At 65.7% G+C, this 13592-nt stretch carries 17 protein-coding genes; 6 read left to right on the forward strand and 11 right to left on the reverse strand.

Translation table 11 applies throughout. The annotated features are described in order from the left end of the window. The first annotated feature begins 18 nt into the window (after nt 1-18). Complete coding sequence (locus AOZ06_RS46685) at nt 19-933, forward strand: hypothetical protein (protein ID WP_236951957.1); 915 nt, start codon at nt 19-21, stop codon at nt 931-933. Then, nucleotides 930-1799 carry a DUF6339 family protein gene (locus AOZ06_RS46690; protein ID WP_054295253.1) on the forward strand — a complete coding sequence of 290 codons (870 nt, stop codon included), beginning with the start codon at nt 930-932 and terminating at the stop codon, nt 1797-1799. The genes AOZ06_RS46685 and AOZ06_RS46690 overlap by 4 nt, the downstream gene beginning before the upstream one ends. Before the next feature lie 10 nt (nt 1800-1809). Here AOZ06_RS46690 and AOZ06_RS46695 read toward each other — a convergent pair whose 3' ends face one another. The 8 genes from AOZ06_RS46695 to AOZ06_RS60985 all read right to left on the reverse strand — a co-directional run bounded on the left by AOZ06_RS46695 (nt 1810) and on the right by AOZ06_RS60985 (nt 6060). Continuing rightward, a complete protein-coding gene (locus AOZ06_RS46695) occupies nt 1810-2910 on the reverse strand; it encodes a DNA cytosine methyltransferase (protein WP_218921894.1) in 1101 nt (366 codons plus the stop codon). A gap of 37 nt (nt 2911-2947) precedes the next feature. Beyond that, nucleotides 2948-3934 carry a DNA cytosine methyltransferase gene (locus AOZ06_RS46700; protein ID WP_054297429.1) on the reverse strand — a complete coding sequence of 329 codons (987 nt, stop codon included), beginning with the start codon at nt 3932-3934 and terminating at the stop codon, nt 2948-2950. A 211-nt stretch (nt 3935-4145) separates the two neighbouring features. Next, complete coding sequence (locus AOZ06_RS60960) at nt 4146-4697, reverse strand: PEP-utilizing enzyme (RefSeq protein WP_054295254.1); 552 nt, start codon at nt 4695-4697, stop codon at nt 4146-4148. Nucleotides 4698-4968: 271 nt separating this feature from the next. Next, complete coding sequence (locus tag AOZ06_RS60965) at nt 4969-5199, reverse strand: hypothetical protein (protein ID WP_054295255.1); 231 nt, start codon at nt 5197-5199, stop codon at nt 4969-4971. Further along, entirely contained in the window at nt 5166-5375 is a 210-nt protein-coding gene (locus AOZ06_RS60970) for a hypothetical protein (RefSeq protein WP_054295256.1), read from the reverse strand. Before AOZ06_RS60970 ends, AOZ06_RS60965 begins: the two co-directional genes overlap by 34 nt. After that, nucleotides 5372-5617: a hypothetical protein gene (locus AOZ06_RS60975; RefSeq protein WP_054295257.1), complete on the reverse strand. Its 246-nt coding sequence runs from the start codon at nt 5615-5617 to the stop codon at nt 5372-5374. The genes AOZ06_RS60970 and AOZ06_RS60975 overlap by 4 nt, the downstream gene beginning before the upstream one ends. Continuing rightward, nucleotides 5618-5782 carry a PEP/pyruvate-binding domain-containing protein gene (locus tag AOZ06_RS60980; RefSeq protein WP_236951958.1) on the reverse strand — a complete coding sequence of 55 codons (165 nt, stop codon included), beginning with the start codon at nt 5780-5782 and terminating at the stop codon, nt 5618-5620. 11 nt (nt 5783-5793) lie between these two features. Continuing rightward, the gene (locus tag AOZ06_RS60985; RefSeq protein WP_225953063.1) at nt 5794-6060 is read right to left on the reverse strand and encodes a hypothetical protein; all 267 of its coding nucleotides are present in this window, start codon (nt 6058-6060) and stop codon (nt 5794-5796) included. A 207-nt stretch (nt 6061-6267) separates the two neighbouring features. On the opposite strand from AOZ06_RS60985, the gene AOZ06_RS46730 reads away from it, so the two are divergent. Together AOZ06_RS46730 and AOZ06_RS46735 are read left to right on the forward strand one after the other, a co-directional pair. Further along, nucleotides 6268-6768: an SRPBCC family protein gene (locus tag AOZ06_RS46730; RefSeq protein WP_054295259.1), complete on the forward strand. Its 501-nt coding sequence runs from the start codon at nt 6268-6270 to the stop codon at nt 6766-6768. A 51-nt stretch (nt 6769-6819) separates the two neighbouring features. Beyond that, on the forward strand, nt 6820-7314 hold the full coding sequence (locus AOZ06_RS46735) for a CAP domain-containing protein (RefSeq protein ID WP_063810234.1): 495 nt from the start codon (nt 6820-6822) through the stop codon (nt 7312-7314). A gap of 3 nt (nt 7315-7317) precedes the next feature. Here the strand turns inward: AOZ06_RS46735 and AOZ06_RS46740 are convergent, their stop codons facing one another. After that, nucleotides 7318-8274 carry a polysaccharide deacetylase family protein gene (locus AOZ06_RS46740; protein ID WP_054295260.1) on the reverse strand — a complete coding sequence of 319 codons (957 nt, stop codon included), beginning with the start codon at nt 8272-8274 and terminating at the stop codon, nt 7318-7320. Nucleotides 8275-8403: 129 nt separating this feature from the next. On the opposite strand from AOZ06_RS46740, the gene AOZ06_RS46745 reads away from it, so the two are divergent. Next, nucleotides 8404-9738, forward strand: coding sequence for a putative glycoside hydrolase (locus AOZ06_RS46745; protein ID WP_236951959.1), 1335 nt, complete (start codon nt 8404-8406; stop codon nt 9736-9738). A gap of 202 nt (nt 9739-9940) precedes the next feature. On the opposite strand, the gene AOZ06_RS46750 is transcribed toward AOZ06_RS46745, so the two are convergent. Continuing rightward, nucleotides 9941-10453 (reverse strand): hypothetical protein, encoded by a 513-nt coding sequence (locus AOZ06_RS46750; RefSeq protein ID WP_054295262.1) that lies wholly within the window; start codon nt 10451-10453, stop codon nt 9941-9943. A gap of 587 nt (nt 10454-11040) precedes the next feature. On the opposite strand from AOZ06_RS46750, the gene AOZ06_RS46755 reads away from it, so the two are divergent. Beyond that, a complete protein-coding gene (locus tag AOZ06_RS46755) occupies nt 11041-12333 on the forward strand; it encodes a midas domain-containing protein (RefSeq protein ID WP_054295263.1) in 1293 nt (430 codons plus the stop codon). A gap of 379 nt (nt 12334-12712) precedes the next feature. Here AOZ06_RS46755 and AOZ06_RS46760 read toward each other — a convergent pair whose 3' ends face one another. Continuing rightward, complete coding sequence (locus tag AOZ06_RS46760) at nt 12713-13249, reverse strand: hypothetical protein (protein ID WP_157233623.1); 537 nt, start codon at nt 13247-13249, stop codon at nt 12713-12715. Nucleotides 13250-13592: the final 343 nt, after the last annotated feature.

Raw genomic sequence — 13592 nt, forward strand, 5'->3', positions numbered from 1 at the left:
GATGTCGTGGCCGTAGCCGTGGACGGCGCGGACCTCCCGCTCCCCCACGTGTCCAAGATGGAGCAGACAGTCGCGCTGCACCAGACAGGCCGAGACAAGTGGGAAACCGCGACTCTTCGGCTGAAGGCCACGCTGCCGCAGCCGGAGACCGCCTCCGGCCCATGGACGGATGTCGAGTGCCTGGCCGTGTTGTCCGAGACCGTGACCAACACGCGCACGACCGCCAGGCTCAGTCGCGCGCGCGACGGAAGCTGGCAGGGGTCGATCGAGCTCGCACGAGCTCGTCATCTCAACCGCGCGTCGCTCACCCTCACCGTGGTGGGCACGGTCGACGGAATCGCAGGCCGCATGATCGGATCGACGGAAAGGCCCTGGTACATCGACCTGGCGTTGACGAGACCCGTGCGCCAGCAGGAAATCGAGGTGGTCGAGGTCGATTTCCGGGGAGGCCCACTGGAATGGCTCCGGCCGTTCAAGGATGCTCCGTGGATCGTCGAGACGACGGGTGACGTCCCTACCGTGTACCTGAACTCCACCGGAGTCGAAGGGCTGGTCGATGTCATGCACGCTGCGGGCGGCACGCCTGACGAGAGGTTGCTGCTAGACATGACGGCCGCCCAGATCGCCCAGGACGCGTGGATCGCGATGTTCCACGCTGCCATCAGCGATCTCGACCTCGACGAGGACGGGACACCGTTGATGCCGACAGGATGGCGCGAGCCCATCCTGCGCATGATGCTGCCCGATGTGCTGCCGGGGCGACAGCTCACAGACGCGCTGTACGACATCGACGATCGGCGTACCAAGGGATTCGGCTGGTCGGAAGTGCAGACCAGCATCCAGTACGCAGCCGGGAAGCGCAGTCAGATCAGCAGGAAACTGACCAATGCCGTGCGGTCTGTCAACCGCTCCGACGGAAGTGGCAACCGATGAACAGCCCATCCGGGATCGTCCGTATCGGACTGCTTTCGGACGCCGCGGTCGCGAAATACCTCACCCATGGAGCGCAGGCAGGCCAGGAGAGTCCACCACTGGTGGCGCTGCACAGAGCAGCCACAGATCCTCCCGCCCCACAGAAACGTTGGGACGTTTGGCCGGTCCGTGAGCTCCTCGACGAGGCTGTGCGCCGATTCGAGGACAGCCCGACGGAGGCGGACGCGTGGCTCGCACCGAGACTGCACGCTACGTTGCGGATGACCCGGGCAGAAGCCGCGGACAGCAGACGATGGAACTACCTGTCGATGCTCGTCGCACCTGACTATGTGGTATGGCGGCACAAGCGCAACGAGATCGCCGAGAGCGCCCGGTTCAGCGGCCCGCACTACACCCAGGCCTTCTCCCGTTTGTGGTGGGCGGCAGAGCTTTTTCGCGACGGCGACGACTACCGGCCTGCCGAGTTCGCCTGTGGCTTCCAGGACGTTCTCAACACGACCATGCGTCTGGACGTGATCGACCACCGGCCCACCGCGATCGCGATCATCCGTGTACTCGAAAAGTTGAAGGCAGACGGCGTATCCCGAATGAGCGATCGCGTCAACGCCCTGTCCTCAGCGGTGAACGCCGCTGGCAGCACACTCGTCTACGACGTCATCGCAACCGATGATCCGGTGGACAACGACGCGCTCCAAGAGTGGATCGAGGAAGCCGAACACATGCCGCCGGTGCCGTGGGATCGGTTGCCTGACGGCCCGGACGATGGCATGGTGAACGAAAACGCCGTGAACACCCTTGTGCCGCTTTTCGAGAAGCTTCTCCAAGACGCCCCTCTGCGTCATCGCCGCAGAGGCACACGAGACTGATCTCGCACCCTCAGATGGGCTTGGTGGGCAACAAAGGCGGATCGTACTGGGCAGCATCCCAGTTCGCCTCCACTGCCGCGTCGAGATCCTCGGTGTCGAATGTCAGCCCCAGGGCCGCGGCAAGCACGTGGGCCGCAAGACGAGGCGGGATCGCGTTGCCGATCTGTTGCGACAACTCCTTGCCCTGCCACGGGTAATCGACGGGAAACGTCTGCAACCGCCCCATCTCACCCTCGTTCAGGCGAGGCAGTTCCCGTTCGGGCAGATCACGCGTCACCAGTCGATTGCGCGAGATCTTTCCGGTGACGGTCGCCGACGGCTCGTCCGAACTCCGCCGCCCCCGTGCTTTGGGATCACCGCCGGTGCCGTAGTTCGAGATCACGTTGAACTGCTCGGGCCGTCGAAGCGCCTCGCCCATCGTCACCCAGGGCAGGAGTCTCGGATCGCCTTCGGACCGAGCTCCGCCTTTGCGATAGCGGCGGTGTGTCGGCTTCGGCAGTGCGACCTCGTTGTTGCGGCGAGCGACGAGGATCGCCCGCCGCCGGGTTTGCGGCACCCCGAACTCCTCCGTGTGGAGGATGCCGACGTCCACTGTGTACTGGATTCCCTCGAGGACCTCTTTGTAGGCGTCCCACACCGGCTTCACCGCCGGTACCTGCTCCAGCACGATGGATTCGTAGGGGATCTGCAGATCGTGCGCCTCCAGAATCCACCGCAGGGGTTCCAGGACGAGCCCTGTGCGCTCGTCGTCGAGTCCCTTCAGCTCGGCGGAAACGTCTTTGCCCTCGGCCATGCTTTCGACGAACTCGAGCACCTGGTTCAGCGCTCTCCTGCCTGCCCCGCCGCCCGCGACGGTGTAGGTCTGACAGGGTGGGCCACCAGCCAGGACAGTGGCATCGGGGTAGTCCTTCGGTCCGAAGTTCCGGACATCGGACGCCTTTGTCGCGAGGCCGGCCTTCGCCCTGGTCTCGCAGGGGTTGGGATCGATCTCGATCCCCTCGACAGCGATGCCCATCCAGTGCGCCGCGACATCGAGCCCACCAGGACCGGCGAACAGATCCACCATGTGGATCTGCGCAGGCGGGAACAACAACGGCTGCACGGGAGTCACGAGAGGGAAGTTTATCGGGTGTCGCCCGTCACACTCGTCAGGCCGCGCCCGCGTGACCCAGGGCTTTCCGAACAGCTTGGCCCAAGGCAGTCCCCACCGGCGGCGGCGAGGCGTGCCCCACCTGCCGATAGCGAGCGGTCTTGCGGCCCGCGAACCGCCAGTCCGGGGGAAATCCCTGGAGACGTGCGGCTTGTTCGACCGTCAGCGGAACCATCCCGGAACGGCCGAGCAGTGGATCCCAGTGGAAGTCCGGACCTGGTACTTCGTTGGCCACAGTCGCCCCGTCGACGCCCATCCTGGCCCATGCTCTCTTCGATCCGGTGGGCCCGAGGTCCGGACCACCACGTTCCCACGACCCTCCTACCAGGGTCGGGGCAAGCTTGTCGGCCTGAGCCGCCCACTCGTCCGCTTGCTTCCATCCCTTCGCTTTCATGGAGTCACGCAACGCATCACCTACTGTGACGAACTGGTCCTCGGGGGCAGGTTCCTCGAACGCGTCCAGAGCATCGCCCTTGAAAGCAACCAGAATCCCCTGCTCCCGATTCTGCGGAACACCATGGTCCGCGGCATTCAGCACGAACCATCTGCTTTTGTAGCCCAAGTGGGTGAGTTCGGCATCGACGAACTCACGCATCGGCCTGTACTCGTCCTTCGTCACCAGATCAGGAACATTTTCGATGAGCAGCGCACGCGGCTGTACACCGTACATGAGCCCCATCGTCGCTTTGAGGAGCTCCAACTCCAGATCACTGCCACGACTGCGGTTGAGCGTCGCTGTCGCTTTGACTCGTGGCAGCCCCGCCGACAGCAGGTCCACGTCGTAGACCTGCTGATGGTCCACCGGATCGAACTCGAGCAGATCCATCTCGAGCACTTCCCATCGGGGACGGTTCAGTCGCAGCGTCTCACACGCGACAGCAAGCTTGTCCAACAACAGAACAGGGTCGAATCCCGCCCGTTCCAATCCCAGTGCGAGCCCACCCGCACCTGCGCAGATGTCGAATGAGGACAGCCTCTCACCCATCGCCGCCATGCTCTCCGCGCCCCCTCGGCTCGATGTCATGTCGAAACAAATTCAGAATAGCGCCACATGACGTCGAAGCAGAACGCAATACACACGGCGAACAGACAAGCCGTACACCTGCGGCAGCGTTCACGACCATTGGCCGGGCCTGAACTGCCGCAGGCATACGGAGCGACGCAGACTTTCGGCGTGGTGAGGAATTGCGGTCGACCTACGTCAGCCACGACCCGACCTCTCCGGTCGGCGCCCTACGACAGGATCTCGACGTAGCCGTTCGTTCCGTCACGCGGATGCGCTGGTTGTCCTGGATCAGGCGGGTGGCGTTTTGGACGCCGACGACGGCGGGCAGGCCGTACTCACGAGCGATCGCCGCGCCGTGGGTCATGATGCCGCCCACCTCTGTCACGAGGCCTTTGATCGTACGAACACCGGTGACCAGCTCGGGTCGGTAGGCGGTGACGAGGATGTCGTCCGCTTCGAGGTCAGCCTCGGTCATGTCCAGGATGACGCGGGCGCGTCCCTCGACGGTTCCGGTGGAGACGGGCAGGCCGACCAGGGCGCTGGCCGGCATGTCCGCGCGTCGGTAGGTGCCTGAGATGGCCTCGCCGTCCGAGGTGAGCACCCAGGGTGGCGTGAGTGCCTGGTACGTGGTGAATGCTTCCTTGCGTTCGGTGATGAGGTCGTTGTCGGCCTGTCCGGTGCGTGCGACCTCGTGGAATTCCTGGAACCTCTGGTAGAAGATGTCTTCCCGGTCGCGCAGCACGCCCGCGCGGACCTGGCGGTCGGCTTCGGCCAGCAGTGCCTGCTTGTAGATGAAGTAGCGGCTGACGATCCCGTATTGGGGTACTCGCGGAATCCGACGAAGGTCCGCAGGCGGTCGATCATCGCCTTGGTCTCGTCTGCTTTCCGCTCGCCGTCCGGCGGTAGGCGCAGGCGCTCAAGCAGCTCTTGTTCCTTCTTCCACGCTTCCTGGCGCCCTTGTTCGAAGCGCCGGCTGCCTGCGCCGGGCTCGAAGTTGTCGACGTTGCCGAGGATCAGGGGCACGAGGATGGTGGGGCGTTCGCTCCACCGCGGCCTGGTGAAGTCGATTTCGCCGACGCAGCGTATGCCGTACTGTCCAGGTAGGACAGGATCGCGTCCCTGGCCTCGTCACCGCCCGGGAGTTTTGGCAGTTCGTCGAGGAAACCGTCGTCGTCGGCGTCCCTCCGGTAGGCCGCGACTCGCGGGCGGATCACGTCCGCGACGTCCAGCAGCGCGAGGCCCATCTCCGATGTGACGTTGTGGGGGCCGACTTTGAGAGGGTGTCGGCCGCGTTCTCCTCGCCCAGCCACGTGTGCAGCTGGTCGTTGAGCCACCAGGTCGCCTCGTGCCCGACCATGATCATCTGCATGCTGCGCGGGTCGGACATGATCCGCCTCAGCCCGTCCTTGGCGTACTTCACGATGAATTCGAGCAGTTCCGGACCGCGCTTGTTCTGGATGTCCTTTTGGCCTCGGTTGGTGACGCCTGGGTCTCCGCGATCACCTCGTCGACCATGGCCGGGTCGGTTTCGGTCGGCGCCGCTCCTGCGCCGGTGGGCCGCCCGCCCGCCTCGGCCATCGGCCGTGGCGTGGTCAACTGCCAGATCGACAGGCCGAGGGGGTCGATCGGGTCGGTCGTCATCTGCTGGTGGCCGACGGACACCTAGACGTGGTTGCCCCCCGCCCCCGGCAGGCGGGATGAGAACAGGGTGGTGATCGGCCTGCTCTGGACGATCTGGAAACCGCTGCCGTCCAGGCACCACTCGATGCCCTGCGGACGGCCGAAGTACGCCTCGATTCGCCTGCCCAGCTGCTCGAGCTGGATCACCTGGGCATCGGTCAGCGCCGGTTGCCGTTGCGCCTCGGCTCGACCGCCTGTTCCCGTATCCCACCTTCCTGTGCCGCCAGGACGGCCAGTTGCTTGGTCGCGATCGTCGCTTCGACGATCTCACTGGCCCGCACCTTGTGGATGTCCGCGTTCACCAGGCCGGGCACCAGGGCCTTGCCCCCGGCGACGGCGACGTGGCTCCGGTCGATCTCGCCGAAACCCACCATCTGGGTGCCGAGCGAGAAGGGCATCGCCACCCTGCTGTCAGTATCAACCACTGGTTCTCCGAATCCCCGATTTCCGCAGGTCCTGGCTCCGGCCGGAGATCGTGCAACACACCCCGGGTCTTGCCACACACCCCCGGTGCGCAATACGTCGAAGGTGGCGGGAAGTCCCGCCTCTTTTGTGCCCGGCTCCGATGTGTCGTTCTCGGCCCAGCCCGTTCGTAGACAGGGCGAGACCGATCCGAACGAGGAGCGTGCACCGTGGACACCGAGAACGTGAAGGCCACCCTGACCATCGACGCGCCCGCCGCGTCCGTGTTCGCCGTCCTGGCCGACCCCGTGACCCATTCCGCCATCGACGGCACCGGCTGGGTCCAGGAGTCCGTCGACCGGGTCCCGCTGACCGAGGTGGGACAGATCTTCCGGATGGACATGTACCACCCCAATCACCCGAACGGTGATTACCAGGTGGTCAACAAGGTCGAGCTGTTCGACACGGCACGCACCATCGGCTGGCTGACCGGGTACGAGAAGGACGACGGCGACCTGGAGTTCGGCGGCTGGATCTGGCGCTACGACCTCACGCCGCTCGGCCCGTCGGAAACGGGGGTCACGCTCACCTACGACTGGACCGCAGTGCCGCCGTACGTCCGGGAATACCTCCAGTTCCCGCCGTTCGCCCCCGATCACCTCGCCAACTCGCTGCAACACCTGTCGGGGCTTGTCCCTCGGACCGGTGAAGGTGCCAACCCGGTGGCCTAGGCGCTTCGAGGGCGGGAACTCGTTGGTCAAGCCGACGAGAAGGAGGCCCTCATGTGGCACACAAGGAGGATCAGCTCGGCGTTCACGGCCGGAGCGGTACTGGCAGCCGGAATCCTGCTCGCACCACCGGCCGGTGCCGTGGACGCGAACGCCCGAACCGTCCAGGACGACGTGGTGCGCCTGACCAACGCCGAACGGCAGAAAGCCGGTTGCCCGGCCCTGACCCCGGTCGCCGCGCTCAGCCAGGCGGCTCAGAACCACTCGAACGACATGGCAGCTCACAACTTCATGAACCACACAGGATCCGACGGCAGCTCGGCGGTGGCCAGGGTCGAGCGCTCCGGCTACACGGGTTGGCACGCGGTTGCCGAGAACGTCGCTGCAGGACACCAGACGGCGGAGAACGTCGTGTCCGACTGGATGAGCAGCTCGGGCCACCGCGCGAACATCCTGAACTGCCAGCTCAAGGAAGTCGGCGTCGGCTACGCGACCCATCCTGACAGCACGTACGGCACGTACTGGACGCAGGACTTCGGCAGTCGTTGACGCCTAGGCATTCGGTACGCCGTCGGAGGTGAAACGCCTGCCTGGCTCGGCAGCGAGTTTGTCCAGCCACGCGGCGGAACCGAACTGCGCTTCCTTGCCGGTGATCGCCTGTGAACGGATGCGCGGGATCCGAAGTGGATCGAACTTCGGGCTGTGCGGCGACGGCGCCGGGTTCGCGCCGACGAGGAACACACCTCGGTAGCGGTACGAGACGCCGTCGCTGCTCCCCGCGAGCGCGAGTGCCGGGTCGGACGGGTGGATGCCGAACGGCAAAGCGATCGTGGCGGGCTCGGCGCCGGGCGCGGCCTGCCGGATGGCCTGGTCGCCCCGGCTGATGTCCCGTTGCGCCGCGGCACCGCCCACTTGGCGCAGGTTCGCGTGCGTCAACGTGTGGTTGCCGATTTCCATGCCGTGGTCGCGGAGCCACGTCAGCGATTTCACCCCGCCCGGTTCGCCGAATGGGTCCCCGTTGACGTAGAAGGTCGCCACCGGACGGAACTCGGGGTATCGGGCCGCGACGTCCTGGATGATCGCGACCGCCGTCTCCGCGGCGGGTGTCCCCTCCGCGGTGAGCTTGAACTGGGTCGGGTCGCCGTCGTCGAACGTGAGGACCACCGGGTGCGCACCGGCGGGGATGTCGATCTTCCCGGCCGCGTAGTCGCCCGCGGTGACGGGCACGTACCGCTCCCCCGCCAGGCGTTCCAGCTCGGCGCGCAGATCCTGCGGTGTCCGGTCGTAGACACTGGCCGGGTTCGGCGTGATCCGGTGGTACATCAGGACTGGCACGTCGCCGAGCTCGTTGGCCGCGACCGGAGGGCCGGACGCGGTGGTCGCCACTACCCCGGTGCTCGACGGCGCCGACCCCTTGGGTGCACTGTGGACAGGGGCGGGGTCCGTGCCACACGCGGTGGCGCTGAGCAGGCTGATCGCGAGCAGCAAGGGCCGCACGTTCGGCGTCATGTCCCCACCGTGGGCAACGAAACAGGTTGCGGCCACTCGGAAACACGAACGAATGACATTGGGTTGAGCATCATCCGGCAGGGAACGTGATGATGGACGAAAGCGTTTCCGTCCCCTGGAGGATGCAGAGTGGACACTCCGAAGCGACGGCGCGGACGTGCCGTGATCATCGTTCTCGTCGCCACGACGCTGGCGCTCGTGGTGCTGGTGCCGGTCGTGAACCGGATGTTCACCGGGGAGCTGTCGGTCGTCGGGATCGACGACCGGGCCCAGTTCCTGTCCGTCGACGCCGCTCAGGTCAAGGACCTCCGCAAGGCGCTCACGGTGACCGGCCACGCCCCCAGCGCGACCTCGTTGTCCGTCAACGACCAGTCCGCTCCGGTAGGGGCGGACGGCAGGTTCTCGGTCGAGCTGTCGCCCGTACCGGTGAAGGTCCGGGTGTCCGCGAGGGACTCGGCTGGAAACGAGGCCACGAGGGAGATCCCGGTCGAGGCACGGCACCCGGGCATGCGGGCGGTGCACATGACGGCGCTGGCCTGGTCGTCGGCGCAGCTGCGCGAGCCGGTCCTGCAGATGGGACGGGAAGGCCGGATCGACGCCGTGCAACTGGACATCAAAGACGAGAGCGGTGAGATCGGGTACGACTCCGGTGTCGCACTGGGCAGGCAGATCGGTGCCACCCGGCAGCACTACGACGTGCAGGCCGCGGTGCGGCAGCTGCACGACGCCGGGCTTCGGGTGGTCGGCCGGGTAGTGGCGTTCCGCGATCCGATCCTGGCGCGCTGGTCGTGGAACTCCGGCACCAGGCAGCGGGTCGTCCAGACGCGGGACGGCAGGCCGTGGTCGGGTTCGTACGGCCAGTTCGCCTTCACGAACTACGGTGACGAGGACGTGGTCCGGTACAACATCGACCTTGCGGTGGAAGCGGCCCAGTTCGGTTTCGACGACATCCTGTACGACTACGTCCGGCGGCCGGAAGGCCGGCTGGACCAGATGCGGACACCGGGTTTCACCGGCGCGCCCGAGAAGGCCATTGTGGACTTCCTGGCCCGAAGCCGGGACGAGGTCCACAAGCGCGGGGCGTTCGTCGGGGCGTCCGTGTTCGGCATCGCGGCGGACCGGCCGGGGCCTGTTGCCCAGGACATCCCCTCGATGTCGCACGCTGTCGACTACATCTCGCCCATGGTCTACCCGTCGCACTGGGGGCCGGGAGAGTACGGCGTGGCACAGCCGGAAGCCCAGCCGTACGACATCACTGCCAAGTCTGTGGGCGCGTTCGTGGCGCAGGCCCGAGCGGGCGGCGCCCAGGTTTTCCCGTGGTTGCAGGCGTTCAGCCTGCGCAGGACGTACGGCGCTGCGGAGGTGAAGGCTCAGATCGAAGCTTCACGGCAGAGCGGCGCGCCGTCGTTCCTGTTGTGGAACGCGAACTGCCGCTACGAACCAGGCAGTCTGGACGCCAGGTGAGCGGAGTGCCGCACGGGGGATACATGGTTGCGCCGGTCAGGTGAACCTTCCTGACCGGCACCACTTCCCTTGTCACACCTGACGCGGTCCGGCATGCCCCGAATCCATGCCGGACCGCGTCTTGGTGTGAGCGCCGAATCAAAGGGGTGACGGCCGCCTGGTCAGGGCCGTCCAACCAACTTCGACGTCCGGGTTACCGGGGTCAGCGGTCGCCCAGGGCCAGCTTGCCGGCCGAGCCGACCAGGCCACCGGCGCCGTTGCCGCTGGTGTTCTCGGAACCCGCGGCGTTGCCGACGGCGTGGCCGTTCGAGCTGCTGCCCGCACCGGTGGCACCGTGGGTGTTGTCGCCGGCCTGCGACGAACCCTGGTTGGAGGTGCAGGAGTCGTCGACGACCGTGGTCGACACGTTGCCGTTGCTCAGCACGTTGATGTGCGGCTGCTTGAGGGCCTCGTCCACGTCGACCGCGACCGGCACGATGCCGACCAGGCTCTGCGCGTTCAGGTCCTCGAGCGGACGGTTCGCGACGCAGCCCAGGTTCGGCGAGACGTTGACGTTGTTCAGGGCGTTGACCGGGATCAGGCCCTGCTGGACGGTGTTGTTGTCGGCGCTCTTGCCGGGGTGGTCCACGGCGGACGCGGTACCCGCCACGGTGGCGAAACCGGCGGCGGCGAGAGCAGCGACAACAACGGCCTTCTTGATGACGGACAAAGTCACTCATTCCTTTCGAGTGGAGTTGCGAAACCAGTCGGCAGCGGGGACGCTTCCCCATTGGCATCAGGCTCGCTGCGGGCAGAACCATACAGCAGATCGGTCCCAAAGAAACGACCATTGACCCTATCGAGTGATGGCCGCGAGGACACTTCCCGCGTTCCGGTGAATGCGCTGGCCCGAATTCGTCCGCGTTCTATTGTCGACACGCCAGGAAGCCGGGCACCGACCGGCTCGGGTGTCTCGGGCCCGCTGTCGAGCATGTATTCCGCGGACGGGGAAATCGGGCGGCCGTGGTCGCGCCGCTCCGCGGCCGCGCCCGGGCTACGCGCAGGTCAAGCGACGCGAGGGCGGTAACGGTCCGTATCGTTCAAGGCCGCCGCGCTGCCCGTGTGAGGGATAGGGCGGCGAACCCGCAGGTGAACCGGCCACAGCTCATTGTGGATGTTTGAAGTCGGAAATGCGGGTTGTTGTGGACATCCATGGCACCGCCCGTGCGGCGGCCGACATATACCCGATGGAGGTCCGAAAAATGGCTACCTTGTTGGAGCGGCCAGTTCGAGTCGCAACCCTACCAACTCGAGGAGCCTTCGTTGATTTCCGCCCGACGGATAGCGCGAGCCTTCCTGATCGGCCTGCTCGCGTTCGCACTGCCCTTCACAGCGGGTGTGGCCAATGCCGCCCCATGGGACTACGTGCCAGGTCACAACGACGTAGCAGTTACGAACCACGACGGCGACGAGAACGACACATGGGTGTCGAACACTTACGCCAGTTCCAACTGGGTTGAGATCGCCAATCTCGACGCCGACTACAACGACACAGCAGTGGTGAACGAACTTGCTCACGGCAACGCGACCGTGGTGGGCAACGAAGACGCCGACGACAACACCTCGGTCGTCACCAACACGGAGTCCGACCACAACTCCACCTCGGTGACGAACGAAGACGCTGACACGAACTCGACCATCGTCGAGAACGAGGAAGCCGACCACAACGCGACTGCGGTCGCCAACGAGGACGCTGACGACAACATCACCGCCGTCGGCAACGACGACTCGTCGCACAACAACACCGCCGTGTCCAACGAGGACGCTGACGACAACACCACCGCCGTCGGCAACGACGACTCGTCGCACAACAACACCGCCGTGTCCAACGAGGACGCTGACGACAACACCACCGCCGTCGGCAACGACGACTCGTCGCACAACAACACCGCCGTGTCCAACGAGGACGCTGACGACAACACCACCGCCGTCGGCAACGACGACTCGTCGCACAACAACACCGCCGTGTCCAACGAAGATGCTGACGACAACACCACCGCCGTCGGCAACGACGACTCGTCGCACAACAACACCGCCGTGTCCAACGAAGATGCTGACGACAACACCACCGCCGTCGGCAACGACGACTCGTCGCACAACAACACCGCCGTGTCCAACGAAGACGCCGACCACAACGCGACTGCCGTCGGCAACGACGACTCTCACTCCAACGACGTCGCCGTCAGCAATGTCGACGCCCACGCCAACAACACGGCCGTGGTCAACGACGACTCCGACGACAACACTGTCGTGGCGAGCAACACCGGTTCTGACAACAACGACACCGCCGTCAGCAACGACGACGCCGTGTCGACGACCTCGGTTGTCAGCAACCTCGCCAGCGATGACAACGAGACGTCCATCGTGAACGACGACGCCACTGAGTCCACCACTGTCGTTAGCAACAACTCCAGCAACGACAACCACACCACGGTGAACAACACCGACGCGTCGCACACCACCACTGTTGTCTCTGACAACGGCAGCCACCACAACTCGACTGCCATCAGCAACAGCGGCCACGGCAACACGACCGTTGTCAGCAACAAGGGGTGAGGCGATCGACCAACCGGGCGTGCAGGCGGGTTCGGTGACAACCTCTCCGAACTCGTCTGCCCCGCAAGCTCCGGACCGGGTCACGCTCGCGGCGAAGGAGGTGGCGAACCGCCACATGCGAACACCCCGGCGATGAAGCCGTACAGACACCGCTCACGGTTGTGTCGGCCGGGCGCCCCACCGAGGCGCCCGGCCGACACAACGCTCCTATTGCCACCCCATGACGTGTCCCGGCGGCACCCTGGATTTCGCCGGGACACGTCATGGCATGAACTCTTGGTACCGGGACACGATCGGCTTATGGCTTAAGCCGGTCGGTCACGGTCATCGCAGGACGGCTGGCCGAGCCCGCTCCACGATCACTACTTCGACGATTCGATCACTTGCCGCCGAGCAGCGAACCGGCCGAGCCGATCAGGCCGCCGGCGCCGTTGCCGCTGGAGTTCTCGGAACCCGCGGCGTTGCCGACCGCGTGGCCGTTCGAGCTGTCGCCCGCGCCGGTGGCACCGTGGGTGTTGGTGCCCGCCTGCGAGGAACCCTGGTTCGAGGTGCAGGAGTTGTCCTCGACGGTGCTGGACACGTTGCCGTTGCTCAGCACGTTGATGTGCGGCTGCTTGAGGGCCTCGTCCACGTCGACCGCGACCGGCACGATGCCGACCAGGCTCTGCGCGTTCAGGTCCTCGAGCGGACGGTTCGCGACGCAGCCCAGGTTCGGCGAGACGTTGACGTTGTTCAGGCCGTTCACCGGCACCAGACCCTGCTGGACGGTGTTGAGGTCGGCACTCTTGCCGTGCGAAACGAGCGGCCGGTTGCCCTGGCCGTGGCCGGGCTCACCGGCGGAAGCGGTCCCCGCGAGCGCGGCGAAACCAGCTGCCGCGAGCGCGGCGACAATGACGGTCTTCTTGAACAGTGGCACGATACTCATTCCTTTCGAAGGCGGGCCCGGAATCGTTTGATGTCCTCAAGGCTGAATCATGCCCCCATAGGCGTGGGGCCCGCCGCATGGAGCACAGTACAACAACCGCGCAATAAGGAAAGCCCGTTAACACCATCAGGTGATAGGCAAAGCCACGTTTCCCGCGTTCTGGTGAATGTGCGTTACCCGGACTCAGTCCCTTGCGTTCGCTCGGCTCAAGGGGGCTGGAAAGTCGGCATCACTTCTGGTGCTAAAGTGTGAACCGCGTTGACGCAGCAGCGCCGAAACCGACTTGGATCCGCGTAGCACGACGATCGCGGCATGGCCGCCTTCGGCGGACATG

The organism is Kibdelosporangium phytohabitans (genome assembly GCF_001302585.1).
Classification (GTDB): Bacteria; Actinomycetota; Actinomycetes; order Mycobacteriales; family Pseudonocardiaceae; genus Kibdelosporangium; species Kibdelosporangium phytohabitans.

Bases quoted from the DNA above. Each gene is read 5' to 3' on its own strand.
- AOZ06_RS46740 (WP_054295260.1), bottom strand. From the start codon at position 8,274: ATGACGCCGAACGTGCGGCCCTTGCTGCTCGCGATCAGCCTGCTCAGC.
- AOZ06_RS46690 (WP_054295253.1), top strand. From the start codon at position 930: ATGAACAGCCCATCCGGGATCGTCCGTATCGGACTGCTTTCGGACGCC.
- AOZ06_RS60965 (WP_054295255.1), bottom strand. From the start codon at position 5,199: ATGGGCCTCGCGCTGCTGGACGTCGCGGACGTGATCCGCCCGCGAGTC.
- AOZ06_RS46700 (WP_054297429.1), bottom strand. From the start codon at position 3,934: ATGGGTGAGAGGCTGTCCTCATTCGACATCTGCGCAGGTGCGGGTGGG.
- AOZ06_RS46735 (WP_063810234.1), top strand. From the start codon at position 6,820: ATGTGGCACACAAGGAGGATCAGCTCGGCGTTCACGGCCGGAGCGGTA.